Source organism: Calidithermus chliarophilus DSM 9957, assembly GCF_000430045.1.
Classification (GTDB): Bacteria; Deinococcota; Deinococci; order Deinococcales; family Thermaceae; genus Calidithermus; species Calidithermus chliarophilus.
Genome location: NZ_KE387023.1, coordinates 1142067 through 1166507, shown reverse-complemented (window position 1 = coordinate 1166507; position 24441 = coordinate 1142067). Strand labels below are relative to the sequence as shown.

Annotated in this window: 22 protein-coding genes and 1 riboswitch; of the genes, 12 read left to right on the top strand and 10 right to left on the bottom strand. The window is 65.0% G+C overall.

All coding sequences use genetic code 11. The annotated features are described in order from the left end of the window. Positions 1-33: 33 nt before the first annotated feature. Positions 34-534: a hypothetical protein gene (locus tag MEICH_RS0105570; protein WP_027891798.1), complete on the bottom strand. Its 501-nt coding sequence runs from the start codon at positions 532-534 to the stop codon at positions 34-36. Between the two features lie 316 nt (positions 535-850). Here MEICH_RS0105570 and MEICH_RS0105565 point away from each other — a divergent pair, with 316 nt between their 5' ends. Both MEICH_RS0105565 and MEICH_RS0105560 read left to right on the top strand, forming a co-directional pair. Beyond that, the gene (locus MEICH_RS0105565) at positions 851-1285 is read left to right on the top strand and encodes a universal stress protein (RefSeq protein WP_027891797.1); all 435 of its coding nucleotides are present in this window, start codon (positions 851-853) and stop codon (positions 1283-1285) included. A 332-nt stretch (positions 1286-1617) separates the two neighbouring features. Continuing rightward, positions 1618-2838, top strand: a complete 1221-nt coding sequence (locus MEICH_RS0105560; RefSeq protein ID WP_027891796.1) for a hypothetical protein — start codon at positions 1618-1620, stop codon at positions 2836-2838. Positions 2839-2976: 138 nt separating this feature from the next. On the opposite strand, the gene MEICH_RS0105555 is transcribed toward MEICH_RS0105560, so the two are convergent. The 3 genes from MEICH_RS0105555 to MEICH_RS0105545 are packed head-to-tail and all read right to left on the bottom strand — an operon-like array spanning position 2977 to position 5545. Beyond that, positions 2977-3771 carry an ABC transporter permease gene (locus MEICH_RS0105555; protein WP_084542193.1) on the bottom strand — a complete coding sequence of 265 codons (795 nt, stop codon included), beginning with the start codon at positions 3769-3771 and terminating at the stop codon, positions 2977-2979. Then, positions 3762-4499 carry an ABC transporter ATP-binding protein gene (locus MEICH_RS0105550; protein ID WP_027891794.1) on the bottom strand — a complete coding sequence of 246 codons (738 nt, stop codon included), beginning with the start codon at positions 4497-4499 and terminating at the stop codon, positions 3762-3764. Before MEICH_RS0105550 ends, MEICH_RS0105555 begins: the two co-directional genes overlap by 10 nt. A gap of 2 nt (positions 4500-4501) precedes the next feature. Continuing rightward, positions 4502-5545, bottom strand: coding sequence for an ABC transporter substrate-binding protein (locus MEICH_RS0105545; protein WP_245587621.1), 1044 nt, complete (start codon positions 5543-5545; stop codon positions 4502-4504). A 111-nt stretch (positions 5546-5656) separates the two neighbouring features. After that, a riboswitch (SAM riboswitch) is annotated at positions 5657-5792 on the bottom strand. Between the two features lie 363 nt (positions 5793-6155). Here MEICH_RS0105545 and MEICH_RS0105540 point away from each other — a divergent pair. The 10 genes from MEICH_RS0105540 (at position 6156) to MEICH_RS0105505 (ending at position 17736) form a co-directional block, all read left to right on the top strand. After that, positions 6156-6797, top strand: coding sequence for a hypothetical protein (locus MEICH_RS0105540; RefSeq protein ID WP_027891792.1), 642 nt, complete (start codon positions 6156-6158; stop codon positions 6795-6797). A gap of 370 nt (positions 6798-7167) precedes the next feature. Next, complete coding sequence (locus MEICH_RS0105535) at positions 7168-8772, top strand: succinic semialdehyde dehydrogenase (protein WP_027891791.1); 1605 nt, start codon at positions 7168-7170, stop codon at positions 8770-8772. 328 nt (positions 8773-9100) lie between these two features. Further along, positions 9101-9775, top strand: coding sequence for a DUF4397 domain-containing protein (locus tag MEICH_RS0105530; RefSeq protein ID WP_027891790.1), 675 nt, complete (start codon positions 9101-9103; stop codon positions 9773-9775). Between the two features lie 385 nt (positions 9776-10160). Continuing rightward, entirely contained in the window at positions 10161-11321 is a 1161-nt protein-coding gene (locus MEICH_RS0105525; protein WP_027891789.1) for an ATP-grasp domain-containing protein, read from the top strand. A 10-nt stretch (positions 11322-11331) separates the two neighbouring features. Continuing rightward, positions 11332-12072, top strand: a complete 741-nt coding sequence (locus MEICH_RS0105520; RefSeq protein ID WP_027891788.1) for an esterase family protein — start codon at positions 11332-11334, stop codon at positions 12070-12072. 212 nt (positions 12073-12284) lie between these two features. Then, on the top strand, positions 12285-13271 hold the full coding sequence (gene plsX / locus MEICH_RS0105515) for a phosphate acyltransferase PlsX (RefSeq protein ID WP_027891787.1): 987 nt from the start codon (positions 12285-12287) through the stop codon (positions 13269-13271). A 3-nt stretch (positions 13272-13274) separates the two neighbouring features. Further along, positions 13275-14351, top strand: coding sequence for a mechanosensitive ion channel family protein (locus tag MEICH_RS0105510; protein ID WP_084542192.1), 1077 nt, complete (start codon positions 13275-13277; stop codon positions 14349-14351). A gap of 177 nt (positions 14352-14528) precedes the next feature. Further along, positions 14529-15197: a hypothetical protein gene (locus MEICH_RS28445; RefSeq protein WP_157202625.1), complete on the top strand. Its 669-nt coding sequence runs from the start codon at positions 14529-14531 to the stop codon at positions 15195-15197. A 436-nt stretch (positions 15198-15633) separates the two neighbouring features. Then, complete coding sequence (locus MEICH_RS27820) at positions 15634-16113, top strand: HEPN domain-containing protein (protein WP_084542191.1); 480 nt, start codon at positions 15634-15636, stop codon at positions 16111-16113. A 105-nt stretch (positions 16114-16218) separates the two neighbouring features. Continuing rightward, complete coding sequence (locus tag MEICH_RS0105505) at positions 16219-17736, top strand: carboxylesterase/lipase family protein (RefSeq protein WP_027891785.1); 1518 nt, start codon at positions 16219-16221, stop codon at positions 17734-17736. A 37-nt stretch (positions 17737-17773) separates the two neighbouring features. On the opposite strand, the gene MEICH_RS0105500 is transcribed toward MEICH_RS0105505, so the two are convergent. From MEICH_RS0105500 to MEICH_RS0105475, 6 genes are all read right to left on the bottom strand, one after another. Further along, entirely contained in the window at positions 17774-19144 is a 1371-nt protein-coding gene (locus tag MEICH_RS0105500; RefSeq protein ID WP_169730635.1) for a hypothetical protein, read from the bottom strand. A 275-nt stretch (positions 19145-19419) separates the two neighbouring features. Further along, positions 19420-20073, bottom strand: coding sequence for a hypothetical protein (locus MEICH_RS0105495; protein ID WP_157202623.1), 654 nt, complete (start codon positions 20071-20073; stop codon positions 19420-19422). Between the two features lie 35 nt (positions 20074-20108). Continuing rightward, the gene (locus tag MEICH_RS0105490) at positions 20109-20792 is read right to left on the bottom strand and encodes a hypothetical protein (protein WP_027891782.1); all 684 of its coding nucleotides are present in this window, start codon (positions 20790-20792) and stop codon (positions 20109-20111) included. A 9-nt stretch (positions 20793-20801) separates the two neighbouring features. Then, positions 20802-21461: an outer membrane protein assembly factor BamB family protein gene (locus tag MEICH_RS30650; protein ID WP_169730634.1), complete on the bottom strand. Its 660-nt coding sequence runs from the start codon at positions 21459-21461 to the stop codon at positions 20802-20804. Between the two features lie 542 nt (positions 21462-22003). Further along, on the bottom strand, positions 22004-23374 hold the full coding sequence (locus MEICH_RS0105480) for an esterase/lipase family protein (protein ID WP_027891780.1): 1371 nt from the start codon (positions 23372-23374) through the stop codon (positions 22004-22006). Continuing rightward, positions 23374-24339, bottom strand: coding sequence for a hypothetical protein (locus MEICH_RS0105475; RefSeq protein WP_027891779.1), 966 nt, complete (start codon positions 24337-24339; stop codon positions 23374-23376). Before MEICH_RS0105475 ends, MEICH_RS0105480 begins: the two co-directional genes overlap by 1 nt. Between the last annotated feature and the right edge of the window lie 102 nt (positions 24340-24441).

Here is a 24441-nt window from a genome sequence, read left to right as displayed (position 1 = left end):
GCTCGAGCCTCCCCCCTCCAACCCGAACCGGGTTTAGTCGCTGGCCATGGGCAATTGGGCACCCCCAAGGGCGGCGGTGCTGGCGCGTCCCTTGGGGGCGATGTTCTGCTCGACTTTTTTGCTGAACCCCGAGATAAACAGGCGATCGCCACTCGTGAACCGGGTGGCGATGCGCTCGAGGGCCAGCCTCACCAGCATGGATTCGTCGACGAGAACACCCAGCTCGGCGAGCTGGGCGGTCACCTGGCGCAGTTGGATGAAGTTGCGCGGCCAGACGTAATAATTGCGGGGCTGCCGTTCCTGGCCCCGCAAGGTGTGTTGTGCACTGGCTGTTTCGACGAACCAACCGTAGTCGGGATGTTTGGGGTTGGCCCACTCGGCGATACAGTCTAAGACCGCTCGGATAACCGCCGAATGCTCAGGTCTGGTCCCGATCCTGGCCGCCACCCAGCGCTGGAGGTCTTCCACCAGGGCGGGGTGGGCGGGCTCGAGCCAGAAGATTTTGCGCTTCATCGCCAGCATCTCGAGCGCCATTGTACAGTCAAATGCTACTATTCTCAAGCGAACTTTGTGCCGTCCTGCACGCTTCTCGTCGCCAGAGTCCCGTGCTCGAGGCCAAATGCGGCAACCCTTGGCCGGGAGTGGGCCCCCTCGAGCGAATCGCCCCGGCTAATACCCGATTCGGTCAGCCCGGCCGAAGTTATCCGCGTGGCGGAGGGCGGTGCTGCCCCTCGGGAGGGATACGCTTGCTTCGCCGACCGTCAGGGAGGGGTGTGCTCTAGGGTCCGAAAAGATAGCCTCTGACTTTTGAGATGATCTTTTCGAATCGGGTATAAGGCATACTAAAACCATGTATCAGCGCATCCTGATTCCCACCGACAGCAGCGAACCCAGCGAGAAGGCCGTCCGGGAGGGCTGCCAGCTCGCCAAGCGCCTGGGGGCCACGGTGAGCATCCTCTATGTCAACGAGCCCATCGCCTTCATGCCCTTCGTGGGCACCCAGACCGTCCCCTACTACGAGGACTGGTCGCGCGAGGCTAAGGCCGCTGGGGAGAAGGCCCTCGAGCGCGCCGCGCAGATCGCCCGCGAGGAAGGGGTCGAGGCCCAGACCCGGCTCGAGGAGGGCCGCCCGGTGCAGCAGATCCTCGAGGCGGCCAAGGGCCACGACCTCATCGTGATGGGCTCGCACGGGCGCGGCGGCCTTGACCGGCTGCTGCTGGGCTCGGTGACCTCGGGCGTGCTGCACCGCAGCCCGGTGCCGGTGCTGGTAATACGGGCAGGATAGCGCAGCTCCAAATGGAGCTTCGTTTACATTTCTGAAGCAGCAGGGTGGGTACGGAATAGCGTTCCACTCGGCACAAATCGTCTCCTGGCGGATCAGGGAGGGTGAAGGACGGGGTAACACCGGCGTAACGGTGATACCCCACAATGAACGCATGGGCAAAGCGCCTGGGTCACCACAGCAGGACACAGGCTTCCCTGCCCACTATCGCCCCAAAAGTACGTGAAGGACAGAAAGGAGAGTATGAAGAAATGCAAGTTTGGCGTGTGCTTTTGTTGACGGGTTTGATGGCTCTGGCTGCCTGCACACCCGCCCCTAGCGGGACAAAGGTGACGGTGAACGTAGTCGATTCCCAGGGCAATCCGGTCACCGGCCAGGCCGCCGTCTACCAGACGGGCTCCGGGGCCTGGCAGGCGCTAGCACCCAGCGGCATCGGGCAGTACACGTTCACGGTGCCCTCCGGGGAGACCCGCTACGGGTTTACCGTGAACTGCCCCACGGGCGTGCAGGCCTCGAGCATGAAGGCCACGACCTACCAGGCCACCACCACCGAGGCCACCGCCCTCAAGGTGTTCTGCCCCCTGGCCTTCAGTGGCTCGGCGGCCAAGGTTTCCGGCAACTACAACCTCAGCGCGGTGGGCGGCACTTCCCTGACTGTGTACTCCGACACGGACCTGAAATTCTTCTCCGGCGCTACCGGGCCTTACGAAATCAGCAGCGCCGTGGGTAGCAACCGGGAACTGGTGGCCGTCGCGCAAGACATCGGCGGCAACTACGTGGGGGTCAAGGTTCTCCGCGGCCTGAACGTCACAGCTCCCATCGTCGCGGACATCAACTTTACCGCAGCAGACGTGCCCGCTACCGGCGTCGTTTCCGACTTCTCCGCCAGCTTGCCCGCCGGCTTCAGCGTCAACTTCGGCAGCTACTTCCTGAGCAGCTCAGGAGTCTATACAGCCCTTCTCAACAGCACTTCGGGAACCTCCGGCAGCTACAACAAGGTGCCAAGCACCATCCCCGGCGACCTGCACTGGATCTACGCCATCGCCAGAGGATCCGGCGGCAGGGAGATAGCCCACATCAAGGTACGTGCCAATCCCGCAACCGAGAGCATTACGCTGCCCGCGCCCATACCCACGGGTACCACGGTGACCCTGGCCAAGCTGCCTACCTTCCCCATCAGTCACCTAGTCAGCGATCCCGACTTCCGCGGTTACGCGGTGCTGTACCTCTGGGAGGGGCTGCCGGGCTTCCCCGGAGGAACTGGAGCTATCTGGCAGACCTTCGTGAGCAAGGGCTGGATCGGCTCTACCACCTCGTATACCCTGCCCGACCTGACCTCCCTCCCCGGCTTCGGCGGCGCCAAACCCCTCTCCGGAGAGCAGGCCAGTTACCTTCTGGGGGCTTTCCTGAGTAACCAGAGCGTAGGCACCCTCCTGAACTCGAGCACCGCGAGCCTGGGTTACCGTACCGGGCTCCTCCACCCGCTGTACCCTCCCCGCCTGGACGGCACAGACGTCAAGTGGGCCCTTCTGCAAGGCAATTTCACCGTGCCCTAGCCGCATCGGAGCGCAATCGCGCCAAAAGCGAAGAAGGGAGCCTCGAGGCTCCCTTCTTCCCGGTTGCACGAGTACCCGCGAGCCGCCTCGAGCTAACGTGCCTGGCGTCGCTATCGGCGACTTCTGCAAGAAGTCGGATCAGCGATTCGAGCGCCACGCCAGCAGGCGCCGCTCGAGCGCTCCGAAGGCGGCGAACAACAGCAGCACGAAGGCCACGATCAGGCTGATCAGGGCCAGCGAGAGCGAGGCGTTGAAGTTCTGCTGGGCGAAGTTGAGCAAGTAGCCCAGGCCCCTCGAGCTCGCCACGAACTCGCCCACCACCGCGCCGGTGAAGGCGAAGCCCACCGCCACCTTGAGCTGCGAGAGCACCCAGCTCGTGACCGAGGGCAGGTACACCTCGCGCAAGAGCACCCGCCGCCCCCCGCCCAGGGTGCGGATGCGCTCGACGAGCCGGGGGTCCACCTCGCGGATGCCGGTGTAGACGGCGAAGAAGATCAGCACCGCCACCAACAGCAGGCTCAGCGCCACCTTGGAGGCCAGGCCGATGCCGAACCAGATCACCAGCAAGGGGGCCAGGATGATGCGGGGGATGGCGTTGAGAAGCAGCATGAAGGGCTCGAGGATCTCCCCCACCCAGGGGACGAGCGCGGCCAGAAGGCCCAGGCTGCCGCCGATCAGCACGCCCAGGCCCAGGCCCCACAGCGCCGCGCCGAAGGTGGCCTCGAGGTGCGGCCAGATCTGGCCGGTGGCGAAGAGCTCGACCAGCGCCCGCCCGATCTGGCTGGGCGAGGAGGCGTAGAGCGGGTTGAGCAGGCCCAGCGCGGCCAGGGCCTCCCAGCCCAGCAGCACCACCAGCAGGGCCAGCGGGCGCAGCCAGGAGCGCTTGCGCGAGGGGGTGGGGTTGGGGGGCGTGGCCTCCTTCCTCACGACCATACCGCCACCTCCAGGGTCTGCCACAGCTCGCGCAGCAGCGGCCCGAATCGGGGGTCGGCCCGCACCACCAGCGGGTCGCGGGGCCGTTCAAAGGGCACGGCGAACTCGCGCAGGATGCGGGCCTTGGGGCCGCCCGAGAGGATGTAGACCCGGTCGGAGAGGGCCAGGGCCTCCTCGAGGTCGTGCGTCACCAGCAGCACGCTGATGCCCTCGCGCTCCACCCACTCCAGCAGGTCCTCGGTGATCTGGGCCCGCAGGATGGCGTCGAGCGAGGCGAAGGGCTCGTCCATCAGCAGCAGGCGGGGGTGCAGGGCGAGCACCTGGGCCAAGGCCACCCGCTTGCGCTGCCCGCCCGAGAGCTGGTGGGGGTAGCGCGCGCCCAGCCCGCTCAGGCCCAGCCGCTCGAGCCAGCCCTCGGCCTGGCGCTCGGCCTCCTTGGCCTCGACCCCGCGGATCTTCAGGCCCAGCGCCACGTTCTGCCGCGCGGTGCGCCAGGGGAGCAGGGCGTCGTCCTGGAACAAGAAGCCCACCTCCTCGGGCTTCCAGCCCAGCTCGAGCCTGCCGGTCTGGGGCTGCAGCAGCCCGGTGATGGCCCGCAGCAGGCTGCTCTTGCCCGAGCCCGAGGGCCCCACCAGGCTGGCGAACTCGCCGGGGCGCAGGCTCAGGCTCAGGTCGTGCAGCACCGGCGTGGGGCCGTAGCCTAAGCTCAGGTGTTCGATGTGCAACATGTCTATCCCAGAATCCCGAAGTCCAGCGCCTCGTCCACCTTGAACCCCGCGGGCAGCACCCCGGCGGCCTGCTGGATGTCCACGGTGCGCTCGGCGGCGTCGCGGTCGAGCTTGAGGCTGGACTGGTAGAGCGAGCGGCGGTAGCGGTCGATGATGGCCTCGAGCTGCTTGCGGTCCCCGCCGACGATGAGCTCCTTGGGCAGCGAGTCCACGATCACGTTGGCCCTGGCGGTCTGCACGAACTGGATACCCTTCTCGATGGCCTTGGCGATGCGCCGGATCTCCCCCGCACGGGCGTCGCGCTCCTCGGAGCGGATGTTGAGGCCCATGAAGGCGTAGGGGCCGCCCATGAAGGCCTTAGCCTGGTTGAAGTCCATCAGGTTGACGAGCTCGCGCCCCCCGGCCTCCTTGAGCAGGCTGAGCGCGGGCTCCTGCACCATGCCCGCCTCGACCTGCCCCTGCTTGAGGGCCTCGAAGAGGTTGGTGCCGATGGTGGCGTACTGCACGCCCTTGGGGTCCACGCCCGCCCGCTTGAGCAGGTACTGCAGCATCAGGTGGTCGGCGTTGCCCAGCCCCGAGACCGCCACCGTGCGCCCGGCCAGGTCCTTGACGGCCTGGATGGCCCCGGCGGTCTTGGGCGCGGTCGCCAGCGCGAACAGCGGCAGCCGGCCCGAGGAGGCCACCTGCACCACCTTGGCCCCGCGCTGGCGGGCCTGCAGCACCGCGTCGAGGCTGGTGGCCGAGTAGTCCACCGCCCCGCCGATCATGAACTGCAAGGCCTGGGTGCCGCCCTTGGCCCAGATGATCTCCACGTCGAGGCCCTGCTCCTGGAAGTAGCCCCGGCGCTTGGCGACCTCGTAGGGCACCAGGCAGAGGAACTGGCCGCAGGTGCCGATCTTTACCTTCTTGGCCTGGGCGATCCCCAGGCTGCTGGCCGCCAGGGCCGCGATCCCGCCGATCACGGTGCGGCGTCCCAAGTCCGCGCCCTGCGGCTGGGTGTCGCAGCCGGGGCAGCAATAGTCGTGCTCGAGGTTCAGCTCTTCCACTTTCCGCCTCCTTTACCGAACCGAAGGCCGCGCGGGAAAGGGAAAACCCCCTTCCCTCGTTCGTTCTCGGAGCATGGAAGGGGGGCTTGGCAGGCCGGTGGATCTCCCCTTCTCTCATCTCCCCCGGCCACCCAACACCGGGTCGGAATTGGCACCTACGTAGAGACGGTTCAGTTTGCCGGCTGAACGCCCCTACGGGTTGCCGCAGCTTCATCGGGCCGATTCCCTCCGCTGCTCTGGATAAGAGAACGAGTGCGTTGTCGGTTGAGCCACGCTAACGCGTAGCTGGGCAGAGTGTAGGGAGAACGCTTCAAAATGTCAAGTACAAAGCTCAGGATTTGCACCCGCTCCACGGCTCATACCCGATTCGGTCGGTTCGTCACCGTTCGGCGGCGCCGCCCCGCCAAGGCGGGGCGGCCGGCCGAAGTTATCCGCGTGGCGGAGGGCGGTAGCGCCCCTTGGAAGGGATACGCTTGCTTCGCCGACCGCCAGGGAGGGGTGTGCTCTGGGGTCCGAAAAGATAGCCTCCGAGGCTCTTCGGATCGGATGATTATCTTTTTGAACCCGGTATCAAACCCAAAGCTCAGGGGCGAACAGGCATAATGACTCCGTGAAGCGACTGCTGACCCTGGGCCTGCTGGGCGGGCTGCTGCTGGGCTGCGCCCCGCGCACGAGCGCCGACCCCGAGTACCTCACCGCCTACGCCGCCGCCCCCCGCACCAACTTGGCCTGCGTGGGCGAGTCCAACCGCCCCGGGCCGGTGCTCGAGTACGGCGCCAACGTCTGCACCCTGGTGGTTTACCCCACCGCCGCCCGCGACGGCACCCGCGCCGAGTACACCGTCACCCTCTTCTACCGCACCCCGGTGGGCACCATCCTCCAGCCGCGCTACGAGAACCGCACCCGGGTCATCACCGGCGACAGCCCGCTCTCCTCAGGCAACCCCGCCACCGCCACCTTCCCGGTCTACGTCCCCGACCGCAACTTCTTCCGCCAGGCCGGGCGCATCCTCGAGAACGCCTTCAAGGTCGTGCTCTCGCTGGCCCCCGCCGCCCTGGGCAACTACCTGGGCGTCCCCCTCCCCGCCATCGGCATCGACAAGACCACCAGCGGCCTCTACAAGGCCATCGACACCGCCATCAACGACCTGATCAACGCCAAGGAGGAGCCCTACGCGGTGGAGGTGAGCGCCCGCGTCTGCGGCCCCATCCTGTGCACGCCGGTGCAGAGCAAGACGGTGAGCCTGCCGTAGAGTGGGAAGCCGTCAGCAGTCAGCCGTCAGCGGGAGGCTTGTGGCTCGTGGTAGGCCCCTCCCTGTCCCTCCCTGCGCACGGGGAGGGTTTATCCCCCCCAGCCCCCCTTGCTAAGGGGGGTGACAAGGCGCCCCGCGTCTTGCGTTTGGCGTTTGGCGTCTTGCGTTTTGCGTCTTGCGTTTTGCGTCTTGCGTCTTGCGTTTGGCGTTCGGCGTTCGGCGTTCGGCGTACGACGTAGGACGTACGACCCGCTATCGCCTATCGGCCACCGACATCCCCCACCGTCCCCCACGCCATTTCCCCCAACTCGCTTGACTCGGACCAAATTTCACCCCACCATGAGGGCAGAACCCTTTTCAGGAGATGCCCGTGATCGAGACCGGACGCCTGCCCATCGTTAATCCGCCCCGCTCGGGGCCCAGCGCCAGTCTGAACCCCGAGTTCTTCGCGCGGCTGGCCCGGCGCGTGCCCACGCAGAGCGGGGTCTTCGAGGCGGTGCGCTCGCCCTTCGATCAGCAGGTGCTGGCCGAGTTGCCCATCTGCACGCCCGCCGACGTGGCGGCAGCGGTGCAGCGGGCCAGGGAAGCACAGGCGGCCTGGGCCAAGGTGGACCCCAGGGAACGCGCCCGCGTGCTGCTGCGCTTCCACGACCTGCTGCTCGCCAGGCAAGAGCAGGGCCTCGACCTGACCCAGCTCGAGGCCGGCAAAGCCCGCCGCCACGCCCAGGAGGAGCTGCTCGACTCGGCCATCAACGCCCAGTACTACGCCACGCGGGCCCCGGGGTGGCTGCGCCCGCGCCGGGCCGGGGGGACCTTCGCGGGCCTCACCGTGACCTGGGAGTACCGCCACCCGGTGGGCGTGGTGGGGGTGATCTGCCCCTGGAACTACCCCCTGACCATGGCGGTGAGCGAGCCCGTGGCCGCGCTGATGGCCGGTAACGCGGTGGTGCTCAAGCCCGACCCCCAGACCTCCTTCACCGCGCTGTGGGTGCTGAGCCTGATGGAAGAGGCCGGGCTGCCCCCGGGCCTGATGCAGGTGGTGACGGGCGCGGCGGAGGTGGGCTCGGCGCTGGTGGGCGCGGTGGACTTCATCGCCCTCACCGGCAGCACCCGCACCGGGCGCGTCGTGGCGCGGCAGGCCGGGGAGCGCCTGATCGGGGCCAACCTCGAGCTCGGCGGCAAGAACCCCATGCTGGTGCTGGAGGACGCCCCGCTCGAGGCCGCCGTCAAGGGCGCGGTGGACGGCTGCTTCACCAACGCCGGGCAACTGTGCGTCTCCATCGAGAGCATCTACGTGCACGAGTCGGTCTACGAGGCCTTCAAGCGGCGCTTCGTGGAGAAGGTGAGCCGCCTGCGGCTGGGCTCGACCCTCGACCACCGTACCCAGATCGGCTCGCTCACCGTGGCCCGCCAGTTCGAGCTGGTGCAAGCCCACGTGCAGGAGGCGGTGGCGAAGGGCGCGAAGGTGCTCACGGGGGGCAAGGCCCGCCCGGACCTGGGGCCGCTGTTCTTCGAGCCCACGGTGCTCGAGGGCGTCACCCCCGAGATGCGCGTGTACAACGAGGAGACCTTCGGGCCGGTGGTCGCGCTCTACCCCTACGGCGACCTCGAGGAGGTCCTCGAGCGCATCAACGCCAGCGAGTACGGCCTCAACGCCAGCGTGTGGACCCGCGACCTCGCTAAAGGCCGCGCGGTGGCCTCGCGCATCCAGGCCGGCACCGTCAACGTCAACGAGGCCTACGCCGCGGCCTGGATCTCGATGGACGCCACCATGGGCGGCTTCAAGGCCTCGGGCCTGGGCCGGCGCCACGGCAAGGAGGGCCTCTACCGCTTCACCGAGCTACAGACGGTGGCGCTCGAGCGCCTCATCCCCATCACCGGCCCGGCCTGGCTGCCCCGCGGCTGGTACGGGCGCATCGTGACGTGGGTGCTGCACGGGATGAAGTGGGTGATGCGGTGGAGGTATAGGGTTTGATGGCGATGGTCGATAGCCGATAGCCGATAGCCCAACGCCAAACGCTAAATGCAAAACGCCTTGTTCCCCCCTTAACAAGGGGGGCCGGGGGGATACCCCCTCCCCGCCGGCCAGGACGGAGAGGAAGAGCGTTGGGCGTTGGGCGTTGGGCGTTCGGCGTTGGGCGTTGGGCGTTCGGCGTTGGGCGTTGGGCGTTGGGCGTTCGGCGTTAGGCGTTTAGCCATCGACCATCGACCCCCCTTTTGTAACCCAACCCTAGCCGCCGGGCGCGGGAGGGCGGCTAAGCTCGGTGAAGCTGGAGTGGCGCCGGCCTCGAGGAGGATTCTCCATGAAGCGAATTCTGCTGCTATTCGTGGGTTTGTTGGTGTTGGGGTCGGGCCTGGGGCTGGTGCAGGGCAACCAGGCCCGGCTGCGCGTCGCCCACCTTTCCCCCGACGCCCCGGCGGTGGACGTGTGGGTCAACGGGGTGCGGGTGCTGAGCCGGGTGAGTTACAAGAACGTCGGCGCCTACCTCACGGTGCGCGGCGGGGTCAACCAGGTCTGGGTGATGCCCGCCGGGCAGGTCACGCCGCGGCTCATCGACACGCGGGTGACGCTCGAGGCCGGGCGCAGCTACACCGTGGCCGCTGTGGGCCTCGCCAAGGACGTGCAGGCCCGGCTCTTCCTCGACGAGATCGCCACCCCGCCCGAGGGCAGCGCCAACGTGCGGCTGGTCCACGCCTCCCCCGACGCACCCCCCGTGGACGCGGTGGTGCCGGGCGAACAGCCCCTGCTCCTGCGCAACAACCTGAAGTTCGGGGAGGCCACCCCCTACGTCGCCATCCCCGCCCGCAGCTACCAGCTCGAGGTGCGCCCCACCGGCACCGCCACCGCCACCCTCAACCTCCCCGATGTGCGGCTCGAGCCCGGCCGCGTCTACTCGGTCTTCATCGTCGGCAGTATGGCCGCCAGCTCGCTCGAGGCGGTGCTGGTGCTGGATAACCCCTTGACTGCGGGGCAGTAATCCCCGCATGGGGGGAGCGGTTAGCTATCAGCCTTCAGCGGTCAGCGATCAGCCGTCAGCGTGTGGCCTGTGGTTGACCCCTCCCCTTCCCTCCCCGCCCGCGGGGAGGGGGTATCCCCCCTGGCCCCCCTTGCTAAGGGGGGAACAAGGCGTCTTGCGTTTTGCGTCTTGCGTTTTGCGTCTAGCGTTTGGCGTTTGGCGTCTTGCGTACGACGTACGACCCGCGCCCAGCATCCGGCTATCGGCTATCGGCGTTCAGCGTCCGGCTATCAACTATCAGCCCCTTTCCCCTTCAGCGTAGAATGGCGGCATAATCAGGATTCATCCCGTCGGCAGGCTCGGCATGGAAGCGCTTTGACGTCCCTATGAGAGGAGGAGTGGCGCGATGAACGTGGTTTTTCTCTCCCCGCACTTTCCCCCCTGGTACTACCTGTTTTGCGTGCGCCTGAAAGAGACCGGCGCCAACGTATTGGGCATCGCCGACGAGCCCTACGAGGCGTTGCGGCCCGAGCTGAAGGCGGCCCTCACCGAGTACTTCCGCGTGACCGACATGCACCACTACGACGAGATGGTGCGGGCGCTGGGCTACTTCACCTTCAAGTACGGCAAGATCCACCGCCTCGACTCGCTCAACGAGTACTGGCTCGAGACCGAGGCCATGCTGCGCACCGACTTCAACATCCCCGGCATCGACCTCGAGGGCATCGCCCACGTCAAGCGCAAGTCGGAGATGAAGCGGCTGTTCATGGAGGCCGGGCTCAAGGTCGCGCGCGGCAAGGTGGCCCAGACCGCCGCCGAGGCCGCCGCCTTCGTGGCCGAGGTGGGCTACCCCGTCGTCGCCAAGCCCGACGTCGGGGTGGGGGCCGCCAAGACCTACAAGATCACCAACGACGAGGAATTGGCCGAGTACCTCGTCTCCAAGCCCCCCGTGGACTACATCATGGAGGAGTTCGTCTCCGGCACCATCGTCACCTACGACGGCCTCACCGACCGCGAGGGCAACGTGGTCTTCGCCTCGACCATGATCTACAGCACCGGGGTGATGGAGTCGGTGAACCAGGGGCTCGACATCTGGTACTACATCCCCCGCGAGATGCCCTCCGACCTCGACGAGGCCGGCAAGGCGGTGGTGAAGGCCTTCGGCGTGCGCGAACGCCCCTTCCACTTCGAGTTCTTCCGCCAGGCCGACGGGGGGTTGGTGGCGCTCGAGGTCAACATGCGCCCGCCGGGCGGCTTCACCATCGACATGTTCAACTACGCCAACGACATGGACTTCTACAAGGAGTGGGCCAACATCCTCGTCCACGGCCGCTTCGAGGCCGCCATCACCCGGCCCTACAACTGCGCGTTCATCAGCCGCAAGGACCACAAGCGCTACGCCATCCCCCACGAGGAGATCCTGCGCCGCTACGGCCACCTGATCGTGCACCACGCCCGCATCAACGACGTCTTCGCCGCCGCCATCGGCAACTACGGCTACATCCTGCGCTGCCCCGACATGGCCCCCATCGAGGAGGCCGCCGCCGCCATCCACCTGCCCGCGTGAGCCCTGAGCCATGAACGTCGAATACCACCGCCACTACAGCGAAGCCCTGGGCCACGACATGGAGTTCAAGGTCTACGGCGACCACGGCAAGCCGCTGCTGGCTTTCCCCGCCCAGGACGGCCGCTTCTACGACTGGGAAGGCTTCGGGATGGTCGAGGCCATCCGGCACTTCCTCGAGGCCGGCAAGGTCATGCTCTTCACCGTCGATGGGGTGGACTGGGAGAGCTGGACCAACCGTCACGTCCCGCCCCAAGACCGCGCCCGCCGCCACCAGGACTACGACCGCTACGTCACCGCCGAGTTCATGCCCCTGCTCCTGGAGCGCACCGGCGGCACCCCGCCCTGGGCCACCGGCTGCAGCATGGGCGCCTTCCACGCCGCCAACTTCTTCTTCCGCCACCCCGACCTCTTCGACGGCGTGATCGCCATGAGCGGCCTCTACAACACCGAGGAGTTCACCGGCGGCGACGGCGGCATGGACGCCTACTACAACTCCCCCCTCTGGTACCTTCCCGGCCTCACCGACGAGGCCACGCTCGAGCGCTACCGCCAGAGCTCCATCGTCTTCTGCGTGGGCCAGGGCCGCTGGGAGGAGCGCATGATCGAGCACACCCACCAGATAAAAGCGATCCTGGAGAGCAAGGGCATCCCCGCCTGGATCGACTTCTGGGGGCACGACGTGGACCACGACTGGCCCTGGTGGCGCATCCAGTTGCCTTACTTTTTGGGGCACATGCTCAGGCATGGGTGAGGGGGTCGAGGGTCGATGGCCGATAGCCGATAGCCGATGGTCGATAGCCGATAGCCGAACGCTAAACGCAAGACGTCCTTTCTCTACCCCCCCTTAACAAGGGGGGCTGGGGGGGATACCCCCTCCCCGCGCGCGGGGAGGGTTGGGGTGGGGCCCACCACAGGCCATGAGCCACGAGCCACGGGCCACCTGAAACCCGATACAATCCCCTCATGAAGCCGATCGCGCTCGACGCCATGGGCGGCGACTACGCGCCCAGGGAGACCGTGGCCGGGGCGGTGATGGCCGCGAAGGAAGGCGTTCCGGTGGTGCTGGTGGGGCAGAAGGCCGCGCTCGAGGCCGAGCTCGCCAAGCACTCGGCGACGCTGCCCATCGTGGATACCCCGGACTTCATCCGCATGGAGGACCACGCCACCGACGTGCGCAAGCGCAAGGAGGCGTCCATCAACGTCTGCATGAACCTGCTCAAGGCCGGGGAGGCCAGCGCGGTGGTGGCGATGGGCCACACCGGGGCCACCCTGGCCTCGGCGCTGTTCACGCTGGGGCGCATCAAGGGGGTGGAACGGCCTACGCTGCTGGTGGAGATGCCCAGCGAGAAGGGCCGGGTCTTCCTGGCCGACGGCGGGGCCAACGCCGACTGCCGCCCCAGCTTTTTGGTGCAGTTCGCGGTGATGGCCACCGCCTACGCCCGGGCCAACGGGGTCGCCGAGCCCACGGTGGGCCTGCTCAACATCGGGGAGGAGGACGAGAAGGGCGACCAGCTCCGCCTCGAGACCTTCCCTTTGCTCAAGGCCACCCCCGGCATCCGCTTCGTGGGCAACGTGGAGGGCCGCGACATCTTCAAGGGCACCAGCGACGTCGTCGTAACCGACGGCTTCACCGGCAACGTGGTGCTCAAGCTCTCCGAGGGCGAGGCCCGCACCATCCTCAAGTGGGTGCGCGAGGCGCTGACGAGCTCCTTCCTCGCCAAGCTGGGCGCGCTTCTGGTGCGGGGCTCCTTGCAGGGCCTGCGGGCCAGGATGGACCCCGCCGAGTACGGGGCCATGCCGCTGCTGGGCGTGGAGGGCGCGGTGTTCATCGGGCACGGCTCGGCCGACGCCCGCGCGGTGCGCAGCGCCCTGCGCAAGGCCAAGAGCGCGGCGGAGGCGGGCCTGGTGGAGCGGGTGCGTGCGGGCATCGCCGGATTGGTGGTCGGGTGAGTTATGGATGGATTGCTCTCTGAGTTCTCGGGCGCATCCTGGTGGCGCTGGCTCCTGAGCCTGCTGGTGCTGATTCTGGCCTGGTGGGCCGGGCGCTTAGGGGGTAGCCTGCTGCGCTGGGTGGGAAGCCTCACCCCCAGCGAGCAGGACGACCGCTACTGGCGCTGGCTGGGCAGGGCCTGGTGGGCGCTGGCGGGGGTGGCCGCCCTCTCGCTGATCGTGCTGGTTCATGGCCTGGCGCTCGAGCCCTTACGCACCTGGGGGGAGCAGCTCGCAGCCTGGCTGGGCAGCAAGGGGGCCTCGGGGCTTTTCATCCTGGCGCTGTCCTTCCTGGCCTACCGCATCGTCTCGCGCACGCTCGGGCGGCTCCCCGTGCCCGTTTCCGAGGAGTTCACCCGCCAGCAGGTGCGCTCCCAGACCCTCAAGGGCGTGCTCGAGGCGGTCTTGAAATCGGTGGTGATCCTCCTGGGCGGGCTGCTCTTCCTCTCCAACCTGGGCTTCAACGTCACCGCGCTGCTGGCCGGGGCGGGCGTGGTGGGGCTGGCGGTCTCCTTCGCCGCCCAGAACCTCATCCGCGACGTCCTGAATGGCTTCTTTATCCTCCTCGAGGACCAGTACGGCGTGGGGGACGTGGTGAGCATCGGCCAGGTGAGCGGCGGGGTGGAGCGCTTCAACCTGCGCCTGACGGTGCTGCGCGATTTGCAGGGCCGGGTCCACTTCATCCCCAACTCCCAGGTGACCCAGGTGACGGTGATGAGCCGGGACTGGGCCCGCAGCGTGGAGGACATCTCCGTCGCCTACGACGAGGACGTGGACCGGGCTTTGGAGGTCATCCGCGACGAGGCCGAGCGCTTGTTCAACGACCCCCAGTGGCAGGAGAAGTTCACCCAGGCCCCGGAGGTGCTGGGGGTGGAGCGCCTGGCCGAGTCGGGCGTCGTCATCCGGGTGCTGCTGAGCACCAAGCCCAAGGAGCAGTGGGCCGTCGGACGCGAGTTCCGCCGGCGCATCAAAATCCGCTTCGACCATGAGAACATCGAGATTCCCTTCCCACATCACAAAGTGTATGTAGCCCAAACGTAGAAATAGAATATCCTTAGCGGGCTGTGACGTATAACCCTATGCCCTAGTCATCACCTCTCTATACTTTTCGTGATATCCTGGAACTCACGTACCATGAGTAGTCCAACTACTACGATCCCTTGGCAAACCGAACAGTTGAGACTAACCCTATTCCCACTTCAGCCTCCGTCGGGTTCAGTGGGAGAGCGATGGCGGTTACTTACAGGATTGTCGCCCCAAACAGAGATCACTCAACGACAGGGTGATATACCTGTTTACATTGCGGAAGGAATACTTAACAATAGTCCTCTTAGGCTTGTTTTCGGGCGGGGGCGAGTTGATCTCCTTTGGGAAGGTCCTCCACCTTTCTCGGATCCTTCCGAAATTACCTTAGACTGGCCGAAGAAGCTGCATAACTTTCGAAATCTTGCCGAAACATGGTTCACAACTTTCTCGGATTCAGTCCAGCGCATTGCTTTGGGTGTGATCTTGCGCAATCCGGTATCTACCCTTTCTGAAGGGTATCAGCTATTACAAAGTTTTTTGCCTGGGGGGTGCCTCGGTTCGGAAAATGTTACTGATTTCCTTTATCGAGTCAATCGACCACGTGAAGCCCAGTCATACCCAGGTTTGCGGCTTAATCGCCTTTCAGAGTGGTCCGTAGTTACTACTATTGGGTACATAGTGCGGGGTGTTAACCCCTCCTCAGCACTGGCGCAGAATGAGCAACTTTGGGCTCAGGCTTCGTTTGATCTCAACACCGATGCCAACCACACCAAACCACTCGAGCCCCAGGCACAAAAAGCCATTTTTTCCGAACTGGTTGATCTTGCTCAAGAGTTAGCCATAAAGGGGGTAACACCTTGACACCTATCCCTACCCATCTAAATCCTTCGATTACTTTATTCCGGACCCCAACCACTGCTCCTGAGAGGGATCTTTCTTCTGCTCCTAAGAGGGATCTTTCTTCGGGAGCTTCGACTTCCTTCCAAGATGTATTTTCCCGGATTTGTAGCATCGAATATCGCCTAGCAAATACCTGGCCTGATGAACAGTCGCTTCTTCTGATGAGGGTTTCAGGTCAGCTTCACGCTCCGCTATCGGCGGAGCTTGCAGCTTGGCTTTTGGAGTTTCCTTTAGACGCCAATCAGCTAATAGATATGCTTCAGACCCTAAGGAAATTTTTCCCCAATCACCCACTTCGGGTTGAGGTAGCCCAAGAAGAACCCTTTTTGCGAATCTGGGTATTCGGGAGCGAGGACATAGACTCTGATCTAGAAGCATTAGAACGCTTTGATCAGATATGGAGCATCCACCGATCCGACAAAGAGAAGCGGCGCTTTATTGCTCTCCTGGAATGAGTTTTGACTGGTGCGCCTACTATCGCCTCTCCGAGGCTCTTCTACAAGATCCTGAGGCGCTCTTAACTGGCGCAGATCAGGAAGCAGTCTACCGCGCAGCGATTAGTAGGGTCTATTATGCAGTTTTTAAAGTAGCTTATAATCGTTTTATCAATTCAGGTTGGTCGGAACCTAAACACGAGGTGCATAGGTGGGTAGTAGATCGCTTAAAAAGCTATAACGATCGCTCAGCAAGCAGGCAAAAAATAGAAGATTTTCGCCGAGCAGGTGAAGACTTGGACCGCCTTCGTCTATATCGAAGATCGGCAGACTACGACAATGATTTCCAAGCTGGCAACAAGCCTCAAGACCCTTCACGAATTGCTCAAATAGCATTGAAGACCGCAAAGCGAACTTTGGAGCTCATCACCAAGCACCCTTAGCTAGTGTTTGGGTTGACTCAAATTAACTCCGTCTGCGTTGGTGCCTCGAGCCCGACCCCCACCTAATTACGGATTTCTCACGCTGCCTAAGCCAAACTGAGCCTCATGCCGCGCTTGCTCACCCTCCTGGCTCTGCTCGGCTTCGCCCTCGCGGAAAGCGCCTACGTCTTCACCCCCCAGGGCACGCTGCGCGGGGGCGTCAACGCCCAGGCGCAGGTGGCCTACTTCCTGGGCATCCCCTATGCCCGCGCCGAGCGCTGGAAGGCCCCGGTGCCCGTGGAGCGCCTCGAGGGGGCCTTCCAGGCCACCGCCCCCACCACCGCCTGCCCGCAGCGGCGCTCGCTCACCACCGACTTGGGCGGCTACCTCCCGCCCAAGAGCGAGGACTGCCTGAACCTGGGGGTGTGGATGCCGCTGGGCTCCCCGCCGCCCGGGGGCTGGCCGGTGATGGTGTGGATCCACGGCGGCAGCTTCACCGGCGGGAGCTGGGCCGAACCGGTGTACGACGGGACGGCGCTGGCCTCGAGGGGCGTGGTGGTGGTGAGCATCAACTACCGCCTGGGGCCGCTGGGCTGGCTGGCGCTCGAGAGCCTCAAGGCCGAGTCGCCGGAGGGCGCCGTGGGCAACTACGGGCTGATGGACCAGGTCGAGGCCCTGCGCTGGGTGCAGCGCAACATCCGGGCCTTCGGCGGCGACGCGGACAACGTCACGGTCTTCGGGCAGTCGGCGGGGGGCATGTCGGTGTGCACGCTGATGGCGAGCCCCAAGGCCAGGGGGCTCTTCCACAAGGCCGTCATCATGTCGGGCGGGTGCGAGTACGTGCGCACCCACGAGCAAGACCGCGAGTTCGTGGCCAAGTGGGCCGAGCTGATGGGCTGCCCCGGCGCCGACCCCGCCTGCCTGCGGGCGGTGCCCCTCGAGCGCCTCTTCCCCACCTCGGGGCCGGTGCTCGACGCGCTGCGCAAGCTCGAGGAGGGCGGCTTCATGAAAAGCCCCTGGAAACCCCACGTGGACGGGGTTTACCTGACCAAGACCCCCCTCCAGGCCCTCCAGGACGGCGACGCCGGCGGGATCCCCCTGATCGCGGGCGCCACCCTCCAGGAGAGCTGGGCGGAGGTGGGCGGGGGGCCGGGCAGTTGGGAGGAGTTCGCCAAGCGGGTCGAGGAGGTGTTCACCGGCAAGGGGCAGCCCTTCGCCGAGGCCTACCGGCCGCTCTACCCCCGGCCCAACGAGGCCTGGGGCTACTTCCAGACCGACCGCTACCTGCTGTGCCCGAGCCTCGAGGCCGCCCGCGCCCAGGCCCCCCACGCCCCCACCTACGCCTACCTCCAGACCTTCCAGAGCCCCTACCTCGGCAACCTGGGCAGCTTCCACGGCATCGACATGCCCCTGCTCTTCGGCACCCACACCGCCTGGCCCTCGCTGGTGCTGTTCTTCACGCTCGAGGCGCTCCAGAAGGGCCAGCGCTACACCGAGGAGTTGCAGCGCGCCTGGGTCAGCTTCGCCCGCACGGGCACCCCGGGCCCCGAGTGGCGGAGCTACGAGCAGGGGCTGTACCGCTTCGCCGACTCGAGCGGGATGGTCGCCAACGAGTACCCCCCGCGCTGTGGGCTGTTCCGCTAGGGCAGGGCCCAGCGGGTGAACGCGAGCGACCCCGGCCTTACTCAACCCTCAACACCTGAACGGCTCCCGCTCGAGGCAGCTCGAGCCGGCAGGGCCCCTGAACCTCCCGCAGCGCGAAGGCAGCGGGCGGAAGCGTGCTCGGCCACTGGAGGGTGGGTTTAACCCCGTTCAGCTCGAAGGCATGCTGGGGCGTGAGCTGGACCTTGCCCAAGCGCAGGTCCACCCCCAGGTAGTCGCCGGTGAAAGGGTCGAGCACCCTTGGCTCGAACTCGGCCCAGGCCAGGCGACCCTCGCCCGAGAGCGCCAGGGTCCACCAGTAGCGCCAGAGCGCCTCACCGGGTGCGACGCCCGCGAGCCCGGCCACCGCCGCATAACCCGCCGCCCGTTCAGCGATGACCCTGCGGGTAAAGCGCAATCCGCCCTTATCCACCAACCTGCCGTTCTGCAAGGCCAGACCTCCTGCGCGTTCCATCAGGTAGCGCAGGTAGAGGTAGGCCGCCCCCCGCCGCTCGAGGGTATCCCCCTGGCCGTTCAGGTCGGCGGCCGTAAGGCTGGTGCCGGGGACTCGCTCGAGGTACCGGCTCACGAAGGCCAGGTTGCCGCCCAGCAGGTTGTACCCGCACAGGTCCTCGGCCAGGTGCGACATCCCCTCGTTGAGCCACAGCGGGCTCAGGGGCGGGTCAGGATTTTCGACGTAGGGCAGGGTGTAATTGGAAAAGTTCACCAGGTGCTGCAATTCGTGGCAGGCCGTCGCGGTGAGGGAGGCCGAGGAGAAATTGAAATCCCCTGGCTGGGGGACACCCAGGTAAAGCATGTCGGCCTCGTTGCTATCGGGGTTATCCGGGCCATGCGCCAGCAGGTCGCCGGCGTAGAAGAAGCCCACGGCCAGGCCCGACTGGTTGAGCCGGGGCGTGAACAGCAGGAGGATCCGGGCGTTGCCGTCTACGTCGGCATGAGCCCCGAAGGCCGTTCGAACTCGCTCGAGAACCTCCCCGTCGAAAGCCCGGACGATGGGGCCCACCGCAGCCGCCAACTCGCCCACGTCGTACCCGGCGGCTTCATGCACGTAGGCCAGGACGTTGGCACCGGCCCACACCAGCCGGGCCTCGATCAACTCGCTGCCAGGCGAGTCCAGGTCCAGCAGGCGAAAGCTGCGTTTACTGCCCAGTTCCGGCAGACCCCGGAGCTGTTTGCCTGGCTTCAGCTCGACCTTGCGCTGGGGTTTTTGCAGGAGCTCGTGCTCGAGGGCTCGAACCGGCTCGTGCCAGGGAGTATGGCTCGGCGGTTGGGTTCGTGCCGAGGGTTCGCCGGCCTGGATCGGCTTCCCGGAAGCGTTTCCCCAGATCACGCGGTACTTGCCCGGAGGAAGGTCCAGCTCAGCCTTCCCTGAGGGGACGGCCCGGATCACGTCGAGGGGGTAATCCTCTTCGACATCGAGCTCGAGGCTCGCCTCCCCCGCACCCTCCGCACGAATGCGGTGGGTTCCAGGGCTCAGGCTTCCTCTCCAAACACGCCCCTGGCCCAGGTATGCCTGCCCGTCGAACCACCGCACCTCGGTACTGGCCTCCAAATGGACCGGGTTCGCGAGCTTGGCCCCTGGTGAGGGGAAACGGATCTCGGGAGCCGGGCCCCGGGCACAGCCGGCCAGCCACAGCCCGCACACGGCCAGGGCAACGGCACCTCTCACGGGACGACCTGAAAGCTATAGCTCGGCCCCTGGGCGCTGGTGTAGCTCAGGTAGCCCCTCGAGTAGTCCAGGTCTCCGGACTGGGCACTGGCCGTGACCTGCACCGTGACCGCAGCCCCCACCGCGCTTCCCTGAAAGGTATTCGGCGGGATCACGTAGCTGTAGCCCCCGCTGACCCTCACGCTGCCGACGGTCTTTCCGCCCTGCCGCAGTTCCAGCAGATAACGCTCGGCGCCTTCCACGGGCCTCCACTCCACCCGGATGGGCGTGCCGGCTTTGAGCTTCTTGAACTCCTCGGCCTTGCTGCCCTCGCCGTCCTGCACCGAGACCACGCCGGGTTCGGTGGAGAACACCTGCACCGGGAAGGACAACCGCTGCCTGCCCGAGCCGAGGCTGTCGGCCTCGAGGCGGTACTCCCCGTTCAGGGCCGGGGCGGTGAGGGCATAAGCATTCTTGCGGGCGTCGAAATTCACGATGCTGACCGCCCCACTGGGGTCGGTGAGCTTGACCAAGGCGCCCGAAAGGCCTTGCCCGTCAGCGCCCTCGAGCACCGCGCTGAGGTTCAGGGTCGGGCCGCTCACCTCGGCCGTGACCCGGATGCGGGCCTCCCTTTTCGTGCAGGCCGGAAGGGCCAGGGCACACAACGCCACCAGGGTAAGGGTTTTATACGAGACCATTGCTCTGCTTACTCCCGTGGGACGCCCTCGAGGTTCGGATTCACGCGGAAGACGAGGCCGCTACGCAGACCGTACCGACCGCCGCCTACCCCCGAAGCGTTGGTGTAGGTCTCGAGCATGAGGCTGAGGTTTTCCGTGAGCTCGACGTCCCAACCCAGGCTCATCTCGAAGCGGGTAATGTCCAGCAGCGCCGGGAATATCAGTATGGCCAAAACCCAGGTGGTGCCGTCGGTCGCGTCCTTCTCCTGGTATTTGCTCAGGTCATCGCTATCGACGCCGAACCCCAGCGTTCCCCAAAGGCGCCCAACGCTCACGAGATCCAGCGGCCACATTCTGGCGTAGGCGGCATAAACACTGGCCTTGGGTTGGGAAATCCCGTTCACCTCGAACAGCAAGCGCGACTGAAGCGCGCCGGGCTCCCCCACCTCGAACGCCAGCCATCCTCCAGGGCCGAGGGCTGGACCGCCGTCGGAGGGGCTCGAGTAGTGAAACCCCAACCGCACCTTTCCCGCAGTCAGCGTAGCTGGCGAAGCCTCCCACGGCTCCTGCTGCTCGGCAGGTTCCTGGGCGAAAGCCAATCCCACGACCAGCAGGACTCCCGCCAGACCGCGCGCCCAACTTTGACTCAGCCAACCCATTCGGACGACAAGCCTCCTGAATGCAGCCCACGGCTGCACGACGTATAGCCTCATGAAAGCCTCCTAACGCAAGGGTTTGTACGCGTAGATCGGATTGCCGTTGACGATGATCTCGCCGTTGTACAGGATTGGGGCCGTTGAAGTCGCCTGGTAGGCCCTGGTGCGCGACACCGCCAGCACCTTCCCCGTCGCGGCCTCGACGGCCCACAAGTGCTCGTTGCTCGCGTAGACCACGCCGTTGTGGTACAGGGCTTTCTGGTTCGCCGCACCGAAGGTGACTTTGGCCCACGGCGCCACCTGCCCTGCGTCTACGGTCCAGGCGATCGAGCCGTCGCTGAGGTTGAAGGCGTGGAAGCACACGTCCGAGTTGCGCAGCAGGTAGGCCTTCCCGCCCCCGAACTCGATGGGGCCCCCGAAGCCACTTCCCACCGCCCCACCGCACTGCACCTCCGGAGATACCCAAAGGCGTTGCCCGGTTCGGCGGTCGAAGGCTTGCAGCGTCACGCCTGCCGAAACAATCACCCGGTCGCCATCAAAGCCGATGGATTCGGCTCCTTCATACCAGCTTTTTACGTCTCCGGGGCGGTTGAGGTCAGAGTACTTGGTAAAGGCCTTCCAGATGAGGCGACCGTCTTCGCCTGAGTACTTGTACAGGCTTGGGCGCTCCTCGCCACTTTGATATGTGTGTCCTATGTAGATATCACCCTTCTCGTCTATCTCCATCGACCATGGAAGAACAGGTATGCGTACTCGCCAAACTTCGTGTGGTCTTGACGCATCTTTAATGGCGTAAGCTACCAAAATATCCTCACTCACAAGGAATAATCGGTCTTTGTGTATTACTGGATGTAAGTTAAGCGCGTCTAAACCTTGTAAGTATGGAAGTTCAATAGATCTGACCAGTTCTCCCGTGTCAATCCTCGCCACCCACAACCGATAGGGGACGTTCTGGGCTTTATCCCCACCGTAGGTGTAGAAAAGGCCATCTTTTGTAGGAATGTAACGGATATCGTGAGAGTAATTCGGGCTCCACCATATGAACTGGCGTTCTTTCAGATTAATACCCACTGCCCATGTAGACCATGGATAGGAACTAACAGCCGTATCCCCGACCAGGTTAAGGGGGCCATAGCCCCCCCAACCTTTGGGATCCTCAAGTTTCCAGACAGGCTTAATGTCAGCCATATGAGCATTAGGATCTAGAAGACCGCAACCGGTAATGCCCATAACTATCAAGCCAGTTGCCATCAAAAGGCGTAACCCCTTCACTGATTCCTCGCTACCTTGTACAAGTCGTGGATGGCTCGAGGCGTATCAGGATGCACTGCTTCGCCCTTCTTGCCCACATGGTGGGCATCCGGCAGGTTCTTGACCATAGCAAGACCAATGCCCAGGCGTGCGGCATTTCTGAACATGTAGTTCTGCGAGTCCTCGGGCACGATGCTGTCTCCCTGACCGCTGCCTACTACCACCGTATTCCAAACCCACGGCAAGGCGGCAAATTCAGTCGCCAGTGCCGTTTGAGCTATGGCTGCCGGAATCTGCCACCAATTCCAAGGCATCCAGGCGATCGCCCACGTAGCTGCGGCCAGAACACCGAAGTAGGTGGCCGTTCCCGTGCGGGCAGCTAGCCACACTGCCTCGCCGTTGGTCGCGGAGGCGATAAGCGTCAGCAGTTTGCTCAGGGGGGTAGAAATTAGGTTGGCGATCGGAAAGCCGTTGAGCACACCTATCCCGTCGGCCGCGATCTGAATGAGGTGAGCGTTCAACCCGACGAAATGATCGAGGTGGTTGCCCTGCCCAACGATGTTCATCACAGCCACTCGAGCCGGAAGCGGGCGATAAGCGGGGTTCTTCATGTCGCATACCTGGGTCCACTGCCCCACCGAAAAGCTCCCCATCCCCATCTGCGAAGCCTGCTTCGTGAGCACCCACCGGCACTGGTAGTTGTTGTGCCGACCCACCATCGCACTGTTCGGGCTCATATCGCCCCGCCCCGCGCCCACCACGTCATTAACAACGTGATTGGTGATCAGGATAGGCACCACTGCAGCAGCGATGGCTGCCGCAGGACCCTGCCACGCGCTCGCTTGCCCCGAAGCCCAGAAGCTGCTCGCCATGGAACTGGTGAACAGAAGCCCTATGTTCCAGGCAGCAAATCCGGGGGCGTTCTGGGCGATCGCGGCCCCGTTGAGCGGCGAACCCATGGTGACCAGACCCGTCACCTTGCTCCGGGCGAGGCTAAAGTCCCCGTTGCGGTCGCCCACCGACTGCAGGAACTCGCGCGAGCGTAGGCCACCTTGGCTGTGCCCCACCAGGATCATCTTGTCCACATCCCGGGCGAGTTGGTTGACGGATTTCGCGTAGCTGGTCGTGTGCGATTCGCAGGCGTTCTCGTAGACCTGCCTGTTGACGTCGAAGGCTTTGGTGTTGCAGGTGACGCCCTGAACCCTCGCGACACCCTCCAGCTTTTGCAGGTACTGCTCGAGCGTCTGCCTGCCGTTGGGGGTGGTCATGGCTTCCTGGAACATCCCGTAGCCCGAGTTGATGCCGTGGGCGAGCTCGAAGCCCATCCTCTGGGCGAAGGCGCCGGGCAGCAAAGCCAGGGCTGAGAGTGGGATCCACCGCAAGCGCATCACTTACCTCCGAAGGTGAAGTAGTCGGCCTCGAGGGTGTTGACCCGTATGTCCTCGTAGCGGATGGTCTGCTGGGAGGTCTGGGTGTTCGGATCAACCGAGCCTTGGCCGACGGGGGCCGAAAACTCGGCCACTACCTCCTCGCCCGGTTGCAACTGAAGTTGCTCACCGGGCTTGAGCTCAGCGTCGGCTACCGGCAGCTCCATCGTCGGCTGGCGCAGGTCCCCTTGAAGGGTCACGGTGGAGGTGGTGTCGATCTGATAGGGCACCGCGATGTCGGTGGTGTTGGGCAACTCGGTGTACTGGACCTGGCTGACCGCCTCGAGCGTGGCGGACGGGCTGACGATGACGTCATCGACCTGCGTCACCGCGCCAACTTCTGCGTCAAAGGCCAGCGTGAGCTTGCGGGTCACGTTGTCGCGTGAATAGACGCGCCGCACGGTGAGAAGCTGGGCTTTCTTGCCTACGAGGTCGAAGCCCGCCCTTTGTGCGACAGCCTGGAACTGGTCGGGGGACATGCGGCGGAAGGGGTGGCGCAGGTCGCCAAAGCCTACCTGTAGGCCTAAGGCGTCGTCCATGAGCAACTGCCCGAAGCCCGACGCGTCGAATTGAGGGTCCAACTGCCGGTTATCTGCGAAGTACACTCGAGCCGCCTTTTGAGCGTAGTCCGTAAGGATCACTCGAGCGCGCTGGTCGGGCAGCATCTCGGCCGGTATGTCCAAGCGGGTTTTGAGGTTCCCGTTTTCAAACAGATAGGCCGCCCGCAGCCCCTGCGGAGACTGGGTTCGCAACCCCATGAACGGGGCTGCCGTCGCCGCGTTTATCTCCACCTGAAAAGTCCGAATCTCTTTATCGGCGCCAGGCCCCACCCGAACGATCGGGCTATCCTTCGAGCCGCAGCCGGCCAGCAGCAGGAGCAGAGCACCGCCCACGACGTGCCTAAGCATGGCCAGTCCCCCGCTCATCGCATACGAATACCTTAGATACGTTCACGTGCGCACCTCCTGCCCCGGGCCCAGGGCAGGATCAAAGTAGTGTTTAGGATCCAACTCAGAAAGCGTAATTAT